The sequence below is a fragment of the Pseudanabaena sp. PCC 7367 genome, assembly GCF_000317065.1.
GTDB classification, from domain to species: Bacteria; Cyanobacteriota; Cyanobacteriia; order Pseudanabaenales; family Pseudanabaenaceae; genus Thalassoporum; species Thalassoporum mexicanum.
Genome location: NC_019701.1, coordinates 829,310 through 849,367, shown reverse-complemented (window position 1 = coordinate 849,367; position 20,058 = coordinate 829,310). Strand labels below are relative to the sequence as shown.

21 protein-coding genes and 1 CRISPR repeat array are annotated in these 20,058 nt (G+C 45.9%); of the genes, 9 read left to right on the top strand and 12 right to left on the bottom strand.

The window, feature by feature from the left end; translation table 11 throughout:
- Positions 1–151: 151 nt before the first annotated feature.
- Both PSE7367_RS03255 and PSE7367_RS03250 read left to right on the top strand, forming a co-directional pair.
- Positions 152–1,477, top strand: coding sequence for a M16 family metallopeptidase (locus tag PSE7367_RS03255; protein WP_015163935.1), 1,326 nt, complete (start codon positions 152–154; stop codon positions 1,475–1,477).
- A gap of 382 nt (positions 1,478–1,859) precedes the next feature.
- Entirely contained in the window at positions 1,860–3,125 is a 1,266-nt protein-coding gene (locus PSE7367_RS03250) for a M16 family metallopeptidase (RefSeq protein WP_015163934.1), read from the top strand.
- Between the two features lie 18 nt (positions 3,126–3,143).
- Here PSE7367_RS03250 and PSE7367_RS03245 read toward each other — a convergent pair whose 3' ends face one another.
- Both PSE7367_RS03245 and PSE7367_RS03240 read right to left on the bottom strand, forming a co-directional pair.
- Positions 3,144–3,737, bottom strand: coding sequence for a hypothetical protein (locus tag PSE7367_RS03245; RefSeq protein WP_156800332.1), 594 nt, complete (start codon positions 3,735–3,737; stop codon positions 3,144–3,146).
- Positions 3,709–4,773, bottom strand: coding sequence for a metal ABC transporter solute-binding protein, Zn/Mn family (locus PSE7367_RS03240; protein WP_015163932.1), 1,065 nt, complete (start codon positions 4,771–4,773; stop codon positions 3,709–3,711). Before PSE7367_RS03240 ends, PSE7367_RS03245 begins: the two co-directional genes overlap by 29 nt.
- A 113-nt stretch (positions 4,774–4,886) precedes the next feature.
- Between PSE7367_RS03240 and PSE7367_RS03235 the strand changes: the two genes are divergently transcribed.
- Positions 4,887–5,759, top strand: a complete 873-nt coding sequence (locus PSE7367_RS03235; RefSeq protein WP_015163931.1) for a metal ABC transporter ATP-binding protein — start codon at positions 4,887–4,889, stop codon at positions 5,757–5,759.
- Here the strand turns inward: PSE7367_RS03235 and PSE7367_RS03230 are convergent.
- The 5 genes from PSE7367_RS03230 to PSE7367_RS23125 all read right to left on the bottom strand — a co-directional run bounded on the left by PSE7367_RS03230 (position 5,756) and on the right by PSE7367_RS23125 (position 9,118).
- Positions 5,756–6,406 carry a hypothetical protein gene (locus tag PSE7367_RS03230; protein ID WP_015163930.1) on the bottom strand — a complete coding sequence of 217 codons (651 nt, stop codon included), beginning with the start codon at positions 6,404–6,406 and terminating at the stop codon, positions 5,756–5,758. The genes PSE7367_RS03235 and PSE7367_RS03230 overlap by 4 nt on opposite strands.
- Before the next feature lie 36 nt (positions 6,407–6,442).
- Positions 6,443–6,820, bottom strand: coding sequence for a hypothetical protein (locus PSE7367_RS03225; RefSeq protein ID WP_015163929.1), 378 nt, complete (start codon positions 6,818–6,820; stop codon positions 6,443–6,445).
- 47 nt (positions 6,821–6,867) lie between these two features.
- A CRISPR array of direct repeats spans positions 6,868–7,570; the repeat unit is 37 nt; unit sequence GTTTCAGTCCCCTTGCGGGGTAAAGGAGCGTTGCAAT.
- Positions 7,571–7,854: 284 nt separating this feature from the next.
- Entirely contained in the window at positions 7,855–8,469 is a 615-nt protein-coding gene (locus PSE7367_RS03220; RefSeq protein WP_015163928.1) for a (2Fe-2S) ferredoxin domain-containing protein, read from the bottom strand.
- A 148-nt stretch (positions 8,470–8,617) separates the two neighbouring features.
- Complete coding sequence (locus PSE7367_RS03215; RefSeq protein ID WP_015163927.1) at positions 8,618–8,857, bottom strand: hypothetical protein; 240 nt, start codon at positions 8,855–8,857, stop codon at positions 8,618–8,620.
- A 21-nt stretch (positions 8,858–8,878) separates the two neighbouring features.
- On the bottom strand, positions 8,879–9,118 hold the full coding sequence (locus PSE7367_RS23125; protein ID WP_015163926.1) for an Asr1405/Asl0597 family protein: 240 nt from the start codon (positions 9,116–9,118) through the stop codon (positions 8,879–8,881).
- Between the two features lie 770 nt (positions 9,119–9,888).
- Here PSE7367_RS23125 and dpsA point away from each other — a divergent pair.
- Positions 9,889–10,437 carry a DNA starvation/stress protection protein DpsA gene (gene dpsA / locus PSE7367_RS03210; protein ID WP_015163925.1) on the top strand — a complete coding sequence of 183 codons (549 nt, stop codon included), beginning with the start codon at positions 9,889–9,891 and terminating at the stop codon, positions 10,435–10,437.
- 344 nt (positions 10,438–10,781) lie between these two features.
- Here the strand turns inward: dpsA and PSE7367_RS03205 are convergent, their stop codons facing one another.
- Positions 10,782–11,465, bottom strand: coding sequence for a pentapeptide repeat-containing protein (locus PSE7367_RS03205; protein WP_015163924.1), 684 nt, complete (start codon positions 11,463–11,465; stop codon positions 10,782–10,784).
- A gap of 389 nt (positions 11,466–11,854) precedes the next feature.
- Positions 11,855–12,526: a GNAT family N-acetyltransferase gene (locus PSE7367_RS22345; protein ID WP_015163923.1), complete on the bottom strand. Its 672-nt coding sequence runs from the start codon at positions 12,524–12,526 to the stop codon at positions 11,855–11,857.
- 332 nt (positions 12,527–12,858) lie between these two features.
- Here PSE7367_RS22345 and PSE7367_RS03195 point away from each other — a divergent pair, with 332 nt between their 5' ends.
- Complete coding sequence (locus PSE7367_RS03195; protein ID WP_015163922.1) at positions 12,859–13,305, top strand: hypothetical protein; 447 nt, start codon at positions 12,859–12,861, stop codon at positions 13,303–13,305.
- A 122-nt stretch (positions 13,306–13,427) separates the two neighbouring features.
- On the opposite strand, the gene PSE7367_RS03190 is transcribed toward PSE7367_RS03195, so the two are convergent.
- On the bottom strand, positions 13,428–15,527 hold the full coding sequence (locus PSE7367_RS03190) for a cation:proton antiporter domain-containing protein (RefSeq protein ID WP_015163921.1): 2,100 nt from the start codon (positions 15,525–15,527) through the stop codon (positions 13,428–13,430).
- A gap of 455 nt (positions 15,528–15,982) precedes the next feature.
- Here PSE7367_RS03190 and PSE7367_RS22340 point away from each other — a divergent pair, with 455 nt between their 5' ends.
- From PSE7367_RS22340 to PSE7367_RS03175, 4 genes are all read left to right on the top strand, one after another.
- The gene (locus PSE7367_RS22340; RefSeq protein ID WP_015163920.1) at positions 15,983–16,135 is read left to right on the top strand and encodes a hypothetical protein; all 153 of its coding nucleotides are present in this window, start codon (positions 15,983–15,985) and stop codon (positions 16,133–16,135) included.
- A 161-nt stretch (positions 16,136–16,296) separates the two neighbouring features.
- A complete protein-coding gene (locus PSE7367_RS22335) occupies positions 16,297–16,452 on the top strand; it encodes a hypothetical protein (protein ID WP_015163919.1) in 156 nt (51 codons plus the stop codon).
- A gap of 242 nt (positions 16,453–16,694) precedes the next feature.
- On the top strand, positions 16,695–18,128 hold the full coding sequence (locus PSE7367_RS03180) for a pentapeptide repeat-containing protein (RefSeq protein WP_015163918.1): 1,434 nt from the start codon (positions 16,695–16,697) through the stop codon (positions 18,126–18,128).
- A gap of 98 nt (positions 18,129–18,226) precedes the next feature.
- Positions 18,227–18,964, top strand: coding sequence for an SMI1/KNR4 family protein (locus PSE7367_RS03175; protein ID WP_015163917.1), 738 nt, complete (start codon positions 18,227–18,229; stop codon positions 18,962–18,964).
- An 18-nt stretch (positions 18,965–18,982) separates the two neighbouring features.
- Here PSE7367_RS03175 and PSE7367_RS03170 read toward each other — a convergent pair whose 3' ends face one another.
- Together PSE7367_RS03170 and rfaE2 are read right to left on the bottom strand one after the other, a co-directional pair.
- Positions 18,983–19,501: a GNAT family N-acetyltransferase gene (locus PSE7367_RS03170; RefSeq protein ID WP_015163916.1), complete on the bottom strand. Its 519-nt coding sequence runs from the start codon at positions 19,499–19,501 to the stop codon at positions 18,983–18,985.
- Positions 19,502–19,534: 33 nt separating this feature from the next.
- Complete coding sequence (rfaE2, locus tag PSE7367_RS03165) at positions 19,535–20,047, bottom strand: D-glycero-beta-D-manno-heptose 1-phosphate adenylyltransferase (protein WP_015163915.1); 513 nt, start codon at positions 20,045–20,047, stop codon at positions 19,535–19,537.
- Positions 20,048–20,058 lie beyond the last annotated feature (11 nt).

The following is a 20,058-nucleotide window of genomic DNA, read 5'->3' as shown; positions in this document are numbered from 1 at the left end:
TGATTCAATTAGCCTAACCAATCTTATCTGGCGATCGCCTTGTCCTAGATGCATCAGCATAGATTATGTATCTTTCAATACCAATAGCATCCACCAATGTGTAATAGTTAATTTACGGGAGAACGTCAATTATGCGCTAGATAAAGCAATCGTGACTATTACTTGTCCAACCAAGACAGCATCACAAGCAACCGTCAAAACCCTTGAGCATGGCATAACCCTGATCCACCAATACGTTCCTAGTGTGTCGGTGGCGGCGGTAGATATTTGGATTCATGCTGGCACTAGCACTGAGCCTGAGCATATGCTGGGCATGGCTCATTTCCTAGAGCATATGATTTTCAAGGGGACAGAGCGAATTCTACCAGGGGAGTTTGACTGGTTTATTGAGTCTCAAGGTGGCATCACCAACGCGGCAACTAGTCATGACTATACCCATTACAATTTCACCACCGCTGCCCATAACTTCACTACCACCCTTGAACATCTAGCAGAGATGCTCTTAAATGCGAGTATTCCTGATGATGAGTTTGAGCAGGAACGGCTAGTGGTGATTGAAGAGATTCGCCAAGCCCTTGATGACCCAGATTGGTTGTCATTTCAAAACTTGATGCAGGCAGCCTACGCTGATCATCCCTACAGTCGATCGGTCTTGGGCACGGAAGATATTCTCAGCGGGTTTACGCCCGATCATATGCGTCAATTTCACCGCAGCTTCTATCGACCTGAGTTTATGACTGTGGCTGTGGTTGGGGCAGTGCCGATCGAAGAAGCGATCGCTGCGGTCAGTCAGTCTTTTGTAAATTCAACTGCAAATTCAGCTAACTTACTAAGTCCAGATCAGTTAGGCTTATCATCCACTTCTATTGCTAGTCGTGGCAATGGCGATCGCCCCTACATTGCAGGGATGCAGCGTTGCCAACACCAACACCCACGCTTGCAACATAGTCGTATGACCATGGCATGGCTGGGGCCAAATGTGGATAATCTCAATGATGCCTTGGGCTTAGAGCTACTATCGGTTGTGCTGGCGGAAGGTCGTTCCTCCAGATTGGTGCAGGAATTGCGCGAAGAATTGGGCTGGGTGCATGATGTGGGTAGCAGTTTTGCGATCCAGAAAGACCCTGGTTTATTCTCAATCAGCGCCTACCTGGATGCGGAATACCTTGAACCAGTAGAGCATAGTATTGCTCAGCACATATTACGGATTAGTAGTGAACCTATTACTACGGCGGAGATCGATCGAGCTAAACGATCGCTGCGTAATAGCTTTGCCTTTGCGTTGGAATCGCCTCATCAACTGGCTAATTTCCTGGGCTATCATGGCTTGCTTGGTTGCTATGAACTCTGTGCCGATTGGTCAAATGTCTATAGTGATTCGGTTTCCAGTTTCTCAGCCAGCGATTTACAAGACCTAGCCCGTAAGTATTTATCCCCCAGGCAATATGTACTTTCTAGCCTGGTGCCAGAAGCCTGAGCATAGCTATCTCCACCTAACATAGCTAGAGAATTTGCATATCTCATATCTCAGTAGGGTTAGTTAGTTGTGGGGTATTACGCTTGTTGCACAATACGCGTGATGTATTGAAGCATTTGTCATGCAGATGTTTTAATGTGTGCTGGCAAGATTCCTGAAACTTGATTGAGTTAGTCGTGGGCATAAAAATGCCTTCAACATGGCCATAGCGATCGGATCGGCAACTTGTTGTTTTCAATTTGTACAATTTGTAGTTTTTGTGTCTTTTTAGTGGCTGTCAGTAACTTATGCTGGTGTTCCATGACATATCAAACATTACAATTGTCATTGGCGCATCATCCAAATTGCAAATTAAGTAGAAAGCCCTCGCCGAGATCAATCAGTGGTAAAGCTCCTGCAAAGACTTGTTCATCATAAAACCCTTGCCAATGGCCTGTTGGTGGTGGTAGTGGAAAATCCCACCGCTGACATTGTGGCAACCCGCTGCTTTTTGAAAGGTGGCACCAGAATTGAAACAAGCGATCGCGCTGGCCTGGTGCATTTAGCCTCGTCATTGGTCACCCGTGGTACTGTTTCCTATTCATCCCAGGAGATTGCTGAGCAAGTTGAGTCGATCGGTGCTTCCCTGGGGACTGAATCGGCTGCCGATTATTTCTTACTTAGCTTTAAAACGATTACCGATGACTTCGCGGAAATCCTGGCCTTGGCAGCGGAAATATTGCGATCGCCCACCTTCTGCGAGAGCGAACTAGAACTGGAGCGCCGCCTCACGATCCAGGCGATCAAATCCCAGCAAGAACGCCCTTTTTCGGTGGCCTATGATCATCTTCAGCAACTGCTCTATGGTGCTCATCCCTATGGTTTCCCAACCCTGGGCACGGAAGACTCGATCGGCAATCTTGGTCGCCAGCAACTAATTGATTATCACCAGGCTTATTTTCGGCCTGAACAGATGGTGGTGAGCATTGCTGGCAAGATTGAACCGGCGGCGGCGATCGCTCAAGTGGAAGCTGCGCTGGGCGATTGGCAAGTTGATATGGCATTACCTAGTTATGGTGGTAACCATGCTGAGTTTACGCCAAAGCAAACCCTGACCTGGCAAGACACGCAGCAGGCGATCGTGATGCTGGGCTATCCGGCTCCAGCGGTGGGCTCACCTGACTATGCGGCCTTAAAACTAATTACCGCCTATTTGGGTAGTGGTCTATCCAGTCGTCTGTTTGTGGAGTTGCGCGAAAAACGGGGTTTGGCCTATGAGGTGTCGGCGTTTTATCCCACTCGCCTAGAAGCTTCGCAATTTGTGGCCTATATGGGAACTGCACCGCAAAATGCCCTGACCGCCAGAGAAGGCTTGCAGGCAGAATGCGATCGCCTTGCCCAGGGATTGCTGGAGCCGGACGAACTAGCCATGACCAAGAGCAAGTTAATTGGTCAATATGCCCTGAGTAAGCAAACCAATGCCCAGATCGCCAACGCGATCGGCTTGTATGAAACTTTAGGACTAGGTGCGGATTATGATGAGATTTTCACCGAGCAGATCAAGGCAGTGACCCTGGCAGAGATCGAGCGGGTGGCGCAGCATTACTTTGCTCAACCGGCGATCTCGGTAGTGGGGCCTGATCAGGCGATGCAACAACTTCAGGTTTAAGTCTTGCTGATATCCTAGCTACATAGAATTACGTTCTGATCGCAGTATCTCCCTAATTTCTGCATTACTAAGCCCCGGTGCTTTTACGCAAGTTGCTCCCAAGCAAGCTCTTTTGGCCTCAGTAAATTCTACCCGATTGCGATTCATGCCCCTAGCGCTATTGCCTCGATTCCAAAAGAAATAAATCGCATTGCCATCTTGCATAAACCGATCGGCAAGTTCGGGATCTATTTGGTCTAGTTTATTCTCCGTTTGTTGCGGATAGGCACTCAATCCCGACCTAATCACATAAGCCCCTAACCAGTTTGCCCCTTGAGTTCGATAGACATAGCCATTTGTATATGTTGGCGGCAAGTCATAGGTTGTGCTAATAAATCTAACTTTGCCGTTAGCGATCTCGGCAGTAAACTCTTGCCATGTTAATACTGAAGGTCTGGGAACCAATCGATTTTGCTTTGTTTTATTAATCGATGTAGTTTCGCTCGGTAGCGCCTGAGCAGCTACTATTGGTATTTGGTCAGCCAAGGCGATCGCTATTATTGTGGTCACAAATGCCAAACTAAACCCACTTAGCATACCTAAGCTACTGTTCACTCGGCTCGAAATTTTCATAATTTCCTCCCAATCCATTAACGATCGTCCTGGTGTTAACCACCAACATCATCACATAACTATTCGCCTCCGAATCCAGCGAGCCGATCGAATCGGAGTATAACTTTTGCTCCGCCAGGTTGACCCCCGCTTCCGCCGCCACCGTTTTAATCAACGCCGGATTGATTGTAGATTCCGCGAAGATCGTGGGTACACCCAACTCCTTGATTGTGTCAGACAGATTTTTCACCGTCTGGGCACTGGGTTGCTCCTCGGTGCTGATACCGATCAGGGTTCCTGCCACCGGAATGTCATAGGCCACCGCGTAATATTGAAATGCGTCATGGGTGGTGACCAGATAGCGTTGACTCTCTGGGATTGTGGCGATCTGCACCGTAATCCATTGATCCAGTTGCTTCAGTTCCGCAATCAATTGATCGGCATTTTGCGCAAACAATGCCGCATCTTCCGGTGAAAGCTCGGTTAAATATTCGCGGATTGCTTCCACCATCACGATCGCATTTCTGGCACTGCCCCACACATGGGGATCGGGCGCGGTTTTCCCCTGATAATCAAAGTCCAACGGTTCAACCAGCTCCCCCAGGGCGATCTTTTCGGCATTGATGCCAGAGGCCGTAATCAGTTTAATTAGGGCAGGCTCCAGGTTATAGCCATTGTAAAAAATTAATTCCGCCGCCTCGATCGCCACAATATCCCTGGGCACTGGCTCATAGATATGGGGATCGGCTCCTGGTCGCAAAATCCCCACCAGATCGATCTCATCCCCCCCCACGCGATCGGTCAGATCCCACAGCATCGTACTGGTGGCCACCACATTCGGCTTATCGGGGCGATCGATAACTTGCTGACTAATTGGCTCTGCACAGCTACCCAGACCCAGACCAGCTATCACGATCGCCGCCAGTTTTGCGCAGCTATTCAGGCGTTGTTTAAAACTTGTTTTGAAACCCGGTGTGGGGCGTTTCCCAGAGATATGATTAGTTAACTGCTTAGTTACAGGAATTGAGGCCGAAGGAGAGGGCGATCGCTGAGTCATTACTAATAATTTAGCTTCATAATTGTTTTCACTATCGACTCATTATTGCATAACAATCGCTTCATTTTTCATGCTATGGTGGTCTTAAGCCAATCAGGAACCCACCAGAAATTATGAGCAGTTTTGATAAGCTAACTAACCAGCTAGGCGATCGCTTTGAGCCTAAAAGTAATCAAAGTCATCAAAGCAATCAAGCCATAACTACTGCGCCAAGCCCAGACCAGCCAGTCGATCAAGATATCTCAAATGCCCAAAATGCCCAAAATGCATCAATCGTGATTTCCCATTTATCAGTCCGCTATCGATCGGTGGAAGCGCTGCGCGATCTTAATCTGGTGATTGAGCCGGGGCAACTAACTGGCATGATTGGCCCCAATGGCGCTGGCAAAAGCACAATGCTGAAGGCGATGCTAGGTTTGATTCCGGCCTGGGGGATTGCCCGTTACCGCGATCGCCCCCTGGTTGAACAACTGGAACAGGTGGCCTATGTGCCGCAACGATCGCAAATTGACTGGACTTATCCGACCACGGTTTGGGATGTGGTGATGATGGGTCGGGTGCGTAAGACTGGCTGGTTTAAGCGGTTCTCGAATGTGTCGCGGCGGGTTGCCAAGGAAGCCCTAGACCGGGTGCAAATGCTGGATTTTGCCGATCGCCGCATCGGTCAGCTTTCGGGCGGTCAACAGCAACGGGTATTTTTGGCGCGATCGCTGGCGCAGGAAGCGGAAATTTTTTGTTTTGATGAACCGTTTGTGGGCGTGGATCAAAAGACCGAAGATATTATTTTTCAGATTTTCCATGAACTGGCCGCCGCAGGCAAGATTGTGCTGGTGGTGAATCATGATCTGGGCGAGTCGATCACCAACTTCGATCGGCTTATTTTGCTGAATCGGGAGCTAGTTGCCAGTGGCGATCGGGATCTGGTGTTGCAGCCTGAGCATATGCAGCGGGCGTATGGGGGGAAGGTGGCGTTTTTTGCGGCCTAGATTCCTTGCATTACTTCTTTCTTAAACTGCCGACTACATAATTGCGATTGATGCAGATTAGGCGTGGTGATCAGTGGGAAAAACCGATCGATAAAATACCCCTCCGTCGTGCCTGTCAAGCCTGCCGCTACTCGACGATTTGCGCCGATCGAAATCAGTAACATTTGATCCCAGGGATGATAGTAGTTATAGATTTTCAGGTGGCCTTGTTTGATCCTGACCAGGATCGCTGGATTGGTAATTACATAGTCCCGATCGAAGTCCCCTTGGGCAAAATAGATCGCGGTGGTGCGATCGGGGAGGGGATTTTGATTATTTAAATATTGCAAGAGCAAATGACAGCCCAGGGAATGGCAGGCGATCGCCCTGGGTTGCTGCTGTGCCAGGAATTGACCAAGGCGATCGTGGGCGGTGTCGCTGTTGGTGTAGGCGCGTTCTTGGTAGTAATAGTTAAAAATGGTGGGGATGTCGAGGACTTGCCAGAAGTCTAGGCTTTGGTTGGCCTGCGCCCAGAGATGGAGGGCGGCGGTGCCATTTTCAAGCAGATCGCTGAAGGCGGCGAAGTTGCCGTGTTTGGTTTGGCGATCGCGGTAGTGCCAGAATCGCATCCCCACGAAGCCACCGTGAATTAGTCCTATTTCGGTCATTTTTTAGTGATCAAGCTTGAATAATAAGACAGACAATCACAGGAAACTATAGCAAATCGCCTCTTGATTAACCTGACCTGCCCAATTCATGCATATTCTTTCGGCTTCGTTGGTTTCAAAGATGTTGGCCGATCGACCGTTCACGGTGGGGTTGTCGGGATCGATCTGGATTTTGGTGGTGGTTCCGTCTGACCAATGGATCACCCGATCGCTGTGGTTGCCTATTTCGATCGTGCAGCCTGGATCTTCGAGCGGTAATTCTGATTCGGGGCCGTCGTCTTTCGCCTCGAAGTAGAGGCAATGGGCTTTTTTGACGGTGGTGCTAGTGGTTGTGGATTGGGCTTGGATTGGGTGATGCAGGCTGATTAATGCCGCTATGGGCAGGATCAAGTATTTTGAATTTTTGCTTAACATCTTGGCTCTCCTGATGGTTGGGGCGCTGTGTTAAGTATAGCTATTTTGTTTCAGTCCCCTTGCGGGGTAAAGGAGCGTTGCAATTTGGTATAGACAAAAAGCACATGGCGGAATTTGTTAGGTTTCAGTCCCCTTGCGGGGTAAAGGAGCGTTGCAATGTTGATTTACTTAGATAAATATACTGATTTAAATAGTTTCAGTCCCCTTGCGGGGTAAAGGAGCGTTGCAATCGCCAATGAAAACAGCATCCCACCAAAGACTGTGCTGGTTTCAGTCCCCTTGCGGGGTAAAGGAGCGTTGCAATCAAGAGCCTAAACAAAAAATGACCACTAAAACCAAAGTTTCAGTCCCCTTGCGGGGTAAAGGAGCGTTGCAATGCTTGACATGTCCGGTAAACGTGACCTATACTAAAGTTTCAGTCCCCTTGCGGGGTAAAGGAGCGTTGCAATCCCATCGTCCTAGTTTTGAGGCTGGGTCAAATGGTGTGTTTCAGTCCCCTTGCGGGGTAAAGGAGCGTTGCAATATCGACAGCACCGACACGGATGGCTGGGTCACTGCCAGTTTCAGTCCCCTTGCGGGGTAAAGGAGCGTTGCAATTACGGCGCACCACTGGGCACGGTCCCAGAAAATGGGATCGGTTTCAGTCCCCTTGCGGGGTAAAGGAGCGTTGCAATCGGAGCACCTGTTATCAGGTATGCCTGGTGGCCGATACTGTTTCAGTCCCCTTGCGGGGTAAAGGAGCGTTGCAATAGCAGGTATCTGAAACCAAGACCTAGACTGACTTCTAGCCCCAACCTGCGCGGACTTGCTTAAATGTTAGTACAAAAGCCCAACACCAGAAAAGTCCAAAACTCTCAATCGCCCACTGAAAAGACGATCGAGCCCTTACGCGAAACTATGCGGTTTTCGTGGTTCACTACAGGTTCGCGCAAGATCGCAGCACCTATAACCAAAATACTCACAAACCCCCAGCTTGTCCAGGGAAAAACTTTAAATTATATGAAGGCGAATATTCAACGCATCCCACCGATCAATCAAGATCGATCGATCGCCTGCAACTCCCGCAGAATATCCTCAGCCTGATCAGGATTAACCCGGCTATACCATTCCCCCTCCGGCAAAGCTTTAATATTCGGCCCCTTCTTGCAACGATCCATGCAGCCAGTGGTTTCAATCGTGACCCGATCGCCCAGATTGTGGGTTTCGATCGCCGCCTCCATCGCTTTGATCACATCTTTGCTACCACGCTTACAGCAGCTTCCCTTACGGCAAATTTTCAACTTAATTTGTGGTTGTGTTTTATTTTGGGGCTCTGCCACCTGAGCCGGAAACTCCAGCGCCGTTGCATTGATCGCCTGGCCGATCGGCATAATCTGGATCGCCTTCAAATAGCTATCCTTACGCGCTACTGCCAGCTTGAGGCGATCGCCGACTTGGATTTGGGGTGGTAGATCGCTGGCAATATCCTTTGCCACCTTAACCACTATTTCGCCATGCTCAGTTTCGAGCCGCAGCCACTTCAGCCGCCCTTTTTTCGATCGTAATCCATCTAAATAGATCCCTTCAATCGTTTTGGAATCTTTAGAGATACTTTTTTTGGCAACAGATTTACTTTTGGGCTTGTCTAATAGTTTTGATTTTTTGGCCATATGTTTTTAGTTTGATCGTATTTTTTAAGAGCGTATATATAACGTAATTACTTAAAACTAACAATTATGGATTCTTTGCGCATCGCCACACCGAAGGAAATCTAGCGCTTCTGCTCTGATTAAATAGAAAGATTTGAGGAGCAAGTATTTAAGTCTGGCGGCGAATCATTTTAAATCTGCCCTGGGGTGATCGCCCTAAAACGACTCGATCGCCCACTTGCAAATTGATTAAAAGCTGATTATCGATCGCTGACCAAATGCCACATTGTTGACCACTGGGCAATTCAAACACTGCATACACGCGATCGCCATTGGCCTTGGAAAAGTGCTTCAGCGAAGTTACCAATGCTTCAACATGCTCCATCCGGCTTGAATCAATTATTTGCATATTTCAGAACCTCAACACTCCTCATGAAGCCAAAAGGCAATGGTTGAGCCACTGAGCGAGGTCATGGCGGGATGATTCTATGCGTCGTACCACGCTCCAAAGCTGAACCAGCGCTACTGCGTTCTCCAAATTCACTTGCAAAGGCTGGCCACACCTACAAGTACAGGGAATATCTAATTCTTGTAATCTTTGATATGCAATCCAGCGATCGCATTGTTCTAAATTCACTGCACAAGTTGATCCAAGACTAGGAGAGCGCATTAGTACCTCTTAATGACTTTTTCTTGATTCATGTTTAAACAAAAAAACTTGCAATAAACCAGGCCTATTCCTATTCCCTACAATAAAAAAACTCAGATGCAACTAAGTTAATCCTGCTCTCTTGTGGCTTTGCAATCCCTTGACAGGCAAGTTCTTGGCGGAGATCAAGCACAAATTAGACCAGTTGCAAACGAGCATATATAACTACGAAAAACGAACAGCTAGCTACTTTCCCTGACATGTAGAGCATAGCTTAGATGAGAATATCTTGCAATAAGTTCTGCCAAAATATATACTATGACTAATTAGTTCTACTTACATAGGTATAAATAGCAGGTCTATTGAGGAGGCTAAGTGCAAGGCTGAGGCTTGTTTGAGCTTGTTTAGCTTATTTATCTAAGCAATCAATTAGCTAAATATTGATATTAATGGTCTTGACTTTAAGTGACAAGATTTGTCATTTGTAAACAAGGCATAAGTTATTCTTATGTATTGCTTGTTAGCAGCTTTTCTCATTAGCAAAAATTGTTGCAGCCAAGCTTAAATAATAAAAAATCCTGAGCTGTGTGAAATATTATTTTTGTCGATCGCTTGATGGTTAAGGCTTGTGGCGATTGATATTCCTGCGTATTAGCTATATTCTTGCGATCTATTCTCAATCATATTGCGAGTATTTCCGTGGAATTAATGTTTTGAGAACCCCTATATGTGGGTGTTATATTTGCTTTAGAGGCAAACAGAATCAAGTTATTTTTTAGGAGCAAAGTTCCATGTCTACAGCTACTACATTAAGACAAGAGTTTGGCACGGTCGCCGAAAATCCAGTCTTACTAGAAACTTCAGTAACCGAACCAGTTTGTGAAGGCATGAATGTAGCATTGGCCAGCTTTCAAGCTTTGTATTTGCAATATGAGAAGCATCATTTTGTGGTGGAAGGCGCAGAGTTCTATCAACTACATAACTTCTTTGCGGATTGCTATGGCGAAGTGAGAGGTCATGTACATGATCTGGGCGAGCGCCTCAATGGTCTTGGTGCAGTGCCAGCCACCAGCTTTAGTAAGCTAGCCGAACTATGTTGCTTTGAGCCTGAAGCCGATGGGGCATATTCTAGTCGCGCCATGTTAGAGCATGATCTTGTGGCCGAAAAGGCAATGGTAACTTTGTTGCGCAAATTGGCAGGGCAAGCGGAAAGTCTGGGCGATCGCGCTACTCGTTATCTCTATGAAAAGATGCTCTTAGAAACTGAAGAACGCACCTATCACATTGCCCATTTCTTAGCTTCTGATACTTTGGTAGCTCTGGGATTTAGCAATAACTAAGCTCAAAAGCTCTGGCTTTCTTCTTTAGCTTGGCCATAGATACTGTGAGATAGAATTATTAACAGCATGTTAGGGCAAAACAAAATATTGAACCAAACTTGCTCCTTAGTCTGAGGCTTGATTTAAGGCTTGATTTAAAGCGATCGTGACCTAAGCAATTTTCTAAATAATCTAGTCCATCTAAATAATTAGAACGAAGGGAGTACGCTAATTTAGATACTCCCTTCAATGTTTTATCGATTTTGGGTTGACCTGGAATTACTATTTGCTGTTGTTTCTTTTCTCTTTTCCTTTGTCAGGCCAAACCGCAAGACAATTAACAATTAATTAAATTAACAACCCTGCTACGATCGATCGCCATAGGGCATAATCGCATCACATAAATTAGCCGTTTCCAGATTATGGGTATGCTGCAAATTCACCCCCCTAAGATCGGCATTGGTAAGATTCACTGCCTGGAGATTACTATTGGCCAAATTGACATTGTGCAGAGTGGTGCCGCTGAGATTGGCATTGGTGAGATCTGCACCATCTAACTGGGCATTCTCCATGTTGGCGTTGGTGAAATTAGCCCCAGTCAGGTTGGCATTGTGTAGCAATACTCCTTCTAAATTGGCACCGGTCAAATTAGCATGGCACAACTCCGCATTAGTCAGGTCTGCGCCACTGAGATCGGCTCCCACTAGGATTGCGCCAGACAAATCAGCCTCGGCCAAATTAGCACAGCTCAAAATTGCATCACTCAGATTGGCATCATTTAGCTGGACATCTTTGAGATTAGCATTGCTCAATTTAGCGGCACTAAAGTTGGCATGTTTGAGGCTACAACGATACAAGTTAGCCCTGCTCAAATCAGAATTACTCAGGTCAGCATGATTTAAGTTACCGGCACTTAGATCAGCGTCAGCGAGATTGGCATGGTGCAGGACTTCTCCGTCTAGTTCCGCGCCAGGTAGTTTGACACTGCTTAGTTCGCAATATGGGCAAAATTTGAGATTTTTTAAAAGGTCTTCAGTTCTGACATTCATTAGTCATACCTCCCTAAAAGGTTAATCAATCTGAGATTGAGGCGTAAGGTAGGTTAGGACATTTAATAATCTAGTATCTAGTAATTCAGTCAGAATGAGTTCTGTATTTTAATGAGATTAATTAATACATGCTACTAGATGTATTTGCCCGTTGTTGCCAAGATATCTGTGCTGCTTCGATCGCTGCCGATCGAGGGTATTGGTGATGATTGCCAGGCAATACCTCACGGATCATTGATGATTCGATGATTCAGATCATTGATGATCATTGGGGGCTATATATCTGCAAAGGCTAAGAAGGCTAAGTATGATGGATGCTTCGATCAAGCTAAAGAAATCACTAAAATAATTAAAGTGTTTTTCTTTATACAGACATATATACAATTATTTTATCTTGATTCTGGATTTGGCAGATGTAAACCGACAATAACTAAATCTCTCTTAACACCATCAAGGCGGGCAATTTGCGGCAAGTGTCCCCACTGTTCAAAGCCAAATTTAGAAAATAACTGCAAGCTAGGCTGATTATGGCCAAAGATCATCCCCATTAAGCAAGTAATGCCAATTTGTGGCCCCGTGGCGATCGCATAACTGAGCAACTGCTTACCCACGCCCTTGCCTTGATGACGATTGGCAACATAAATACTGACTTCCATTGTGCCCTGGTAGGCACAGCGACCATAAAAATTCTGCACACTCAGCCAACCCATTATTGGTTTTGGGCTTGGTTCAGGCAATCGATAATCTGGGGTAGGAGCAATTGCTTGGTCGTGGTCAGGATCAGGAGCACCCGTATTTTGAATATTTTGAATATGGTTAAGATCGGGATCGCTAATTAATCGATGATCCCCTTGCTCTGCTTGGTCTACCGCAACCCAGATGGGGCATTTTTGATGATCGCGGTCATGAAACCACTGTTGCCGACTAGAAATATTAACTGGCTCAAGATCGGCTGTGGCCATCCGACCAGGGATCGCATCATTATATATTTCGACAATTTCCGGTAAATCGGTGGCGATCGCGGCCCTGATGCCGATCTGCAAATCCGTAATTTGAGTCATAAACAAAGTAGCCAGAACAAAGTAGCCAGAATAAATCGGTTTTAATAAAACTGAATCGCAACGTGGATGTCTAAGATCATAGGAACAAGATCATAGGCACAAGAGTAATCACTGCCACCGGATGGTTAATCAAAATCATTAAATTAGTCCTTCAAAACCATTGACCTAGCCCCTAGGCCAGATTGTTTAATATGGTAGAAAGCGATGATTAAATAAACAGATCAATTTGAACCTTTGGCAGCAATATTGCCTTGGCAACACGATTTTGAGCATTTAGGTATTTAATCAGTTAAGTTAGACATGTAGATTGAGGTTAATGAGGTTAATCCAAAATGACTAACACACCCGAATCAACTCCAGAGAAGGAAGTAGCGATCGTGGAAGTGAGCCCAGAGACCAAAGCCCTGGTTGAGAAAGAAATGTCCGATGAGTCGGATGATGTGAAAGAGAGGGCAATGGAATTGATCGAAGCGATCAAGAAAAAGGCCATGACTGAGACCAAGGAAGCTGGTGATTTCACCGTAAAAGCCTATTTGAGTGCGGTGCAGAATGCTAAAGAGGCGCTGGAGAAATCTGGCGAGTTTGCCACTGAGCGCAAGGCCGCGTTAGATAAATCGATCGATGTGATTGAAAAGGAAGCCAGCGAAAATTGGGAAAAATTGACTGAAGAGTTAGACGAACTGGGCGATCGCCTTGCTGGTGTGGCTGATGCGGCTTGGAAGCTACTAACTAAGCCTTTATTTGCAGCTAACCAGGATGATGATGATGCTAAGTCCTAGACATGGACATCTTTGCACCTGAGCATCGACAAGATCGATTTACATAAAAGAGCCTGTGTTGGCAGTGAGAGCATTTCTCCATCAATCGACACAGGCTAATTATTTATGGGCATAAATCTGAATTAAGCTTTTGCCTTCTTTTCGCTATCAACGTCTGCCAAAATCCCCACTGGCTGCTTGTGTGGTTCGCCCAAAATCATCATCGAGCAGTTTAATTTTTGAACCAATTGTTCCGCCACATCAGAGATGGCGATCCCGCCGGCCACTGTCCGCCGCCGCAACGATCGCAAAATCACGAGATTATGATTACTTGATTCCGCCACGATCGCCGCAATTGGATCACGGTGCGGCATAATTTTTACTTCTACATCACAATCGGGTAGCCAGTTATCTGCCAGCAACTTAAATTGCGATCGCCGCCATTCGATCCGTTCCGATGAAATACTGGGACTACAAACATTCAGCAAAGTGACCTGAGCATGGTTGGCATCAGCCAGAATATAAGCAAACCGAAGCATCTGCATCGAGTGGCCGCGCGGTGATTTAATCGGCACCAGAATATGATCGATTTCCATTGGCGATCCCAGCAGCCTGGTCACGGCAACTGGACAATGGGTGGCCTCCAGGACTCGATCGATTACAGTACCAAATAGCTTGGCCTTCAGACCAGTGATCTCACTCCAACCCATTACAATCAAATGTGCCCGCTGCTCGCGGCTAGCCCGACTAATTCCTTCATAAACCGAATCATCGATCCGTAAAATTGTCTCCGATTCGATCCCAATATCTTTGCTGATTTCGCTAGCATTGGCCAACAGCGATCGGGCTCTGGTTAATTCATCGGCCAAAGCATTAGCATCCATATGCATGTGTGCCGAAGCGACTGCTAGTGGGAAAATGCCACCCTCTTCATGACGAGCCAGCAACGAAGCCAACTCCACCAGATGCTGCTCCGTATTTGGGTTATAGACTGGCACCATCACCTTGAAGCGATTACTATACATTTCTGGCACCCAAGCATAGCTGGTTTCCTGCACGCCAGCCCCTGGCAAAACCAGCTTAGCGGCAAATCTTTTGGTTAAAATTGTGCCCAGGGTGGAAGTAAACACCATCAGTAGCACAATACTATTCAACACTGAATTAGAGAGCAAATCCTCACGATAGCCCACCAAGGCTGCTGCCAGTGTTGCCGCTACCTGGGGTAAAGATAGCGACCACATGGTCATGGTCTGATTCCAATCGTATTTATAGAGAAGCTTAGAGCTATAGGCCGCGAGGAACTTGCCGATTATCAGGCCAATGGCGATCGCCAAAGAAAGCCACAATGAAGAAATACTGCTAATAAATGAATTGACATCAATGATTAGACCAATATCGACAAAGAAAATGGGAATAAACAGCACACTACCAATGAATACGACTTTCTCTTTGACCGGGCTTTCCCCCAATACCTCATTAACTGCCAAACCAGCCAAGAAGGCACCAACGATCTTTTCTACGCCGATCAGCTCCGCCCCCAAAGAAGCCAGGAATACCACTAGCAAAATGAATAGGAACTGATTCCCCTCCTCATCACCCGATCGCTCAAAGAAAATTTTTCCCAGTCGATCAAATCCAAACAACACAATACTGGAATAGATCAGCAACGAAACCAGCAAAGTAATTAGGCGAATTAGTGAGAAATCACCAGCATTGACCCCTACCGAAACCGCCAGCACCAGCAACGCACCGATGTCAGTAATAATTGTGGCACCGATCGTGACAGTAACGGCTTCGTTACCGACTACGCCCAACCGCGAAACGATCGGATAGGCCAGCAGGGTATGCGAAGAAAAGATCGACCCCAGCAAAATCGAGGCATTCCAACCAAAACCAAACAGCCTACCAATTAGCGCCCCTGCGATCAGGGGGAAGAAAAAGGTAAAAGCACCAAACGTAGCCGCGCGATCCTTGGTGCGATTGAATTGCTCAATGTCGATCTCCAGGCCAGCCACAAACATTAAATAGACCAGACCAATATCCGAAAGCAACTCCATTGCCTCTGATTCGATCGAGACTACGTGCAACACATTTGGCCCCACTAGCAACCCAGCTAGCAGTAAACCCAGCAAACCGGGCAGTTTGAGCTTTTCAAACAATGGCGGGATGATCAGAATGATGGCGAGCATGATCGCAAAAGTAGCGATCGGCTCTTCACGTAAGTGAGCGAATAGTTCTTCCATATTTGCGCGTGGCGTAGTGAGCGAGGATAGTTAGGTTATTAATTTATTGCGATTAATTTCTGGTAATGGGGGCGATCGCATGCCCAATTACTCAGCTTGCCATAATGTGGTGTGGTTAATTTGACTAGATTTCAGCTAGAGGCAAATTTTGCTAATCATTTGCTAATTAACGGACGATTAGTAGACATTTCATGACGACCTCTATTCCAAGATAGAGTGGTCTATCTCTTAATAAGCGCAGATTAGAGCATTATTCTACTATCTAAATGCTTGAGTAAGCAGGATCTCCTTTGTACCTCAAATTGAACTGTAGCGCTAAACAAGAGTGTACCCAAAGGCGCATCTTAACAAAAGTTGACCAAAAATTAACAATTTAACTGGGTATTCGGTAGCTTTTTATACAGTTTCGCGTTATGATGATTGTGTCAAAAGCAAAGGTTAAGGAGTCATTAACTATGAACATTAGAGAACAAGCCCGCCGGATGGCAGCCCAAAATCGCAATCAAGACAAAGTGCGTCAAGAGAAGGTGCTTACCCGTGCGGCTAATAAGGTTGGCTTAAGTGTTGAAGAAGCTACTTCCCACACCTGGAAGGCTCACATTAACTAACTATTAACTAAGTTAGCTTAAGTTGAAGATAGATTGAGCTATTTTGCGGAGATTAAATAATTCGTAAACCTCAATTAAGCCAGAATCCAAGACCGTCTTAAACTCTGGCCTCAGTAAATAAATAAGTTCACATTAAATGCATTAATTTTCGGGAGGGAGAAATGACGATTAGACAACAAGCTCGCAGATTGGCGATCCGCAATCGCTACGAAGACAGAGTCAGCAAGGATCGAGTTTTGGCTCGTGCCGCGAATAAGGTTGGCCTCAGTGTTGAGGAAGCTACTACTCATACTTGGCAGCCACCTGCTGATAATTAGGTTTGTTTAGGATTAGTTGCTAAATCGATGAATACAGCCATAATCACGATTTAGTGCCTGATATTTACTCTGAAAACAGCTAAGAATAATAATTCGCTTCAAAATTGAATATTTTTCTAGGTTCCCTAGCCATTTTGCCCTCTGGGTTGTTTGGATAGGGACTAGTTTTATGTGGGTGTTTTTGCTGGTTGGGTTGGGTGATAATGGGATAAGGATTTTCAAGAAATTTAGCGGCTTGGCTGATGAAGAAGTTGTCAGTTCTGGAAATTGAAGAGAAGCTTAAGCAACATGAAATCTGGCTTAAATCTTTTGGCGCAAATGGACAAAGATTTGATGTGCAGAATGCTGACCTTAGCGGTGTTGATCTGCAAGGAGTAAACCTGACTGATGCAACCCTAAGTTCTTCTGACCTTTCTGGTGCAAACCTACATAGAGCTAAGCTGGAAAATACCAATCTTTATTTCACAAATTTTAGTGCAGCCAATCTCAGCAATGTTGATTTTTTTTGCGCTGCCGGCTATTTTGCTAATTTTGATGGTGCAAATCTTAGTAAAGCTTATCTGTATCAAGGTGGTTTTTTCAGCGCTGACTTTAGCGGTGCGGATCTATGCGATGCGGATCTCAGTTGTACACAATTACATGAGGCGGACTTCTGGGGAGCTGATCTCAGAGGGACAGAACTCAGTGGCTCAAATGCCTCCGGAGCAAGGTTTTACAAAGCTTGTCTAACTGGTGCTTGTATTCAAGGTTGGACAATCGATGAAGAGACAAGATTTGATCAAGTTGATTGTGAATTTGTTTATTTGACCTGGTCTGGATGGGATGAAGAAGCGCAAGAGTCAATTTATTTTTTGGATCGCCTGCCTAAGAATGAGAATGAGTTTTTCAAACCTGGCGAGTTTGCAGTCCTAGTTCAGCAGTATACGAACACAATAAATCTTTTTTTCTCGGAAGAGAATGGAATCGACTGGCAAGCCTTATCGATCGCCTTGGAGAATTTTAAAGCTGCAAATAATGGCCAAGGACTAGAGATTCAAGGGATCGAACAACAAATCAATGGTTTTATAGTTAAATTCATGACGCAGATTGATCCTACAAAGCCATGGATTAGTCCTAGAGATTGCAAAACTTGGACTATGCTCAAGGAAAAATATGAGGAAGCCCTACAAGCGATCGATACTAACTATAAGGAGCAATTAGAATTAACAGGTGATCAGCTTGTCTTTTTCAAAGAGCAGTTAGCGATCGAACGGCGAAACAGCACAGACTTTAAAGGGATCTTAAAAGCAATGTCCAACCAACAATCATCCAAATACGATCTACGCGGCGCCCAGATCGGCAATCTCGCCGACACCGTCAAAGACAACGCCCGCCAGCAAACTAACCAATATAACTACGCCCCCGCACAAAAACAAACCCTGGCCGAAGCCGCCGCCGAGATCCAACAACTTCTCGATCAACTCGCCGCCAACAACCCCACTGAAACCGTTACCGATCGAGCGATCGTAGCCAGCAAAGCGATCGAGGTGATCGAAAAGAACCCCACCCAGAAAGAAAAAATCGTTAAAGCCCTGCGGGTTGGGGGGATCGCCGCGCTGAAGCAAATGGTGAAGCCCGTTTCCGAGCCGATTACCAATGTGTTGTTTCCAATGCTAGAAGAGTTAACTAAAAATTAACTAGATAGTTTATTGTACTTTATTCTATTTTGGTGTAATCTAAGATAGACTACCTTTAGTCTTATGCTTAAATTTTAGCTAACTGCAACAGATTTACTATGTCTGAATTAACTGATGCCCTGGAACGGATCGAAAACTGGTTAGTCGCAAACGCTCCCAAAATTGCTGAAGGTTTTGAGCCAGGGATTAGCCGTGAGGAAATCGATCGCCTCTTGGCTAAATACAAGTTTATTCATCAATTTCCAGAAGAATTATATGAGTTTTATGGATGGCATAATGGAGCTAAATACTCCGTAGTACCTTACTATAGTAATTTTTTCTCCCTTGAAAGAGCTCTACATCCTTGGAGTAGCTGGGGTTTTCATAAAGTACAGGAACATGAGGAGATTGAAGAGGATGAGCCTGATATCTGGAACTGGAAAAGTCAACATCTGAGAATTATGGATCTTGAAGGTGATGAAGTCTGTGCAGTCGATGTTGTCGCACCTAGATGCCCAATATGGAGAATTGACATAGAATCAGACAAAATACTTTACAATTCGCTTACAAGCTACATGCAAGCCTATGCTGAATGCTATGAAGCAGGAGGATACAGCTATGATTCAGAAGAAGGATTATGGGAAGAGGACAAGGAGATAGTCGAATCAATTCAGTTGAAATATGGTTGCACAGACATAGATTTTGAATCTCTTTCGGCTGAGATTGATGTAGATTTTCAGTTACAGATGCTTGAGCAATATACCAGCTTGCTTCCAGGAATGGCTCCGAGATTAGAAGGAATGAGGCAAGAACTTGAGAAAATGAAGTTAGAGCGCGATCCTGCTTCCGACGATTAGTTTATGCTTGTTGAATTTTTAAGAAACAATTTCCCCTAAACGATCGCCCATGATCCGACAGATCCGCCAATCTGGTAACACCGTCGCACCAATGTGTTCATAAAACGCGATCGCCGGTTCATTCCAATCCAGCACCGACCATTCCATCCGGCCACAATCCCGCCTCGTTGCGATCGCTGCCACCTCCAGCAATAGCGCCTTACCCAATCCCTTGCCCCGATGGCTCGGCAACACAAACAAATCTTCCAGATAAATCCCCGGCTTGGTCAAAAAAGTCGAGTAATTGGTAAAAAATAGCGCAAACCCTACGATCGCTTGCTCCAATTCCACCACGATCGCTTCGGCACAGGGGCGATCGCCAAACAAATGCGCCGCCAGAGATTCAACATTACCAGTCACCGCATGGCTCAGCTTTTCGTATTCCGCCAACGCCTTGATTAAGTTAAAAATAGCCTCTGCATCAGCCTGGATAGCAGCTCTGATCGTAAAATCTTGCGTATTTCCTTGGGTATTTTCCTGGGTATCTTGTCCTGGCATTGGTTTAAGCTGTGATAATTGGCAATGGCAAACCTACACTTTATCAAAACATTCCGCCAGCGATCGGCCTGACTTAATCCGATTCACGATCGCCGAGGTTGAAGTGGGTAATTCCACCTGGATCAATTCAATTTTGCCACCATAGCTTTGCACCGTAGGCGCTTCCGGCAGGGTAGCAATCTCATAATCGCCACCTTTGACGTAAATATCCGGCTGGAGTGCTTTGATTGTTTCGATCGCGGTCAATTCATTGAAAATCACCACCGCATCAACGGGCTTGAGGGCAGCCAACACCTCAGCACGATAGGCCTGCGGCACGATCGGCCTGCTTTCTCCTTTTAGCTGGCAAACCGATGCGTCGCTATTTAAGCCCACGATCAAAGTTTTGCCTAATGCCTTGGCCGCCGCTAAATACCGCACATGGCCAGCATGGATTAGATCAAAGCAACCATTGGTAAACACGATCGATCGCCAGGTTTGGGGCGTTCTGGCGATTGCTGTGGTTAACGTCTCTAATTTAAAAACTTGATTGGATTCTGGGGACATTGGCAATTTGA

Bases quoted from the DNA above. Each gene is read 5' to 3' on its own strand.
- PSE7367_RS03225 (WP_015163929.1), bottom strand. From the start codon at position 6,820: ATGTTAAGCAAAAATTCAAAATACTTGATCCTGCCCATAGCGGCATTA.
- PSE7367_RS03195 (WP_015163922.1), top strand. From the start codon at position 12,859: ATGACTAACACACCCGAATCAACTCCAGAGAAGGAAGTAGCGATCGTG.
- PSE7367_RS03180 (WP_015163918.1), top strand. From the start codon at position 16,695: ATGAAGAAGTTGTCAGTTCTGGAAATTGAAGAGAAGCTTAAGCAACAT.
- PSE7367_RS03215 (WP_015163927.1), bottom strand. From the start codon at position 8,857: ATGCAAATAATTGATTCAAGCCGGATGGAGCATGTTGAAGCATTGGTA.
- PSE7367_RS03235 (WP_015163931.1), top strand. From the start codon at position 4,887: ATGAGCAGTTTTGATAAGCTAACTAACCAGCTAGGCGATCGCTTTGAG.
- PSE7367_RS03220 (WP_015163928.1), bottom strand. From the start codon at position 8,469: ATGGCCAAAAAATCAAAACTATTAGACAAGCCCAAAAGTAAATCTGTT.
- dpsA (WP_015163925.1), top strand. From the start codon at position 9,889: ATGTCTACAGCTACTACATTAAGACAAGAGTTTGGCACGGTCGCCGAA.
- PSE7367_RS03190 (WP_015163921.1), bottom strand. From the start codon at position 15,527: ATGGAAGAACTATTCGCTCACTTACGTGAAGAGCCGATCGCTACTTTT.
- PSE7367_RS03245 (WP_156800332.1), bottom strand. From the start codon at position 3,737: ATGAAAATTTCGAGCCGAGTGAACAGTAGCTTAGGTATGCTAAGTGGG.
- PSE7367_RS22340 (WP_015163920.1), top strand. From the start codon at position 15,983: ATGAACATTAGAGAACAAGCCCGCCGGATGGCAGCCCAAAATCGCAAT.
- rfaE2 (WP_015163915.1), bottom strand. From the start codon at position 20,047: ATGTCCCCAGAATCCAATCAAGTTTTTAAATTAGAGACGTTAACCACA.
- PSE7367_RS03170 (WP_015163916.1), bottom strand. From the start codon at position 19,501: ATGCCAGGACAAGATACCCAGGAAAATACCCAAGGAAATACGCAAGAT.
- PSE7367_RS03240 (WP_015163932.1), bottom strand. From the start codon at position 4,773: ATGACTCAGCGATCGCCCTCTCCTTCGGCCTCAATTCCTGTAACTAAG.
- PSE7367_RS03175 (WP_015163917.1), top strand. From the start codon at position 18,227: ATGTCTGAATTAACTGATGCCCTGGAACGGATCGAAAACTGGTTAGTC.
- PSE7367_RS03205 (WP_015163924.1), bottom strand. From the start codon at position 11,465: ATGAATGTCAGAACTGAAGACCTTTTAAAAAATCTCAAATTTTGCCCA.
- PSE7367_RS23125 (WP_015163926.1), bottom strand. From the start codon at position 9,118: ATGCGCTCTCCTAGTCTTGGATCAACTTGTGCAGTGAATTTAGAACAA.
- PSE7367_RS22335 (WP_015163919.1), top strand. From the start codon at position 16,297: ATGACGATTAGACAACAAGCTCGCAGATTGGCGATCCGCAATCGCTAC.
- PSE7367_RS03230 (WP_015163930.1), bottom strand. From the start codon at position 6,406: ATGACCGAAATAGGACTAATTCACGGTGGCTTCGTGGGGATGCGATTC.
- PSE7367_RS22345 (WP_015163923.1), bottom strand. From the start codon at position 12,526: ATGACTCAAATTACGGATTTGCAGATCGGCATCAGGGCCGCGATCGCC.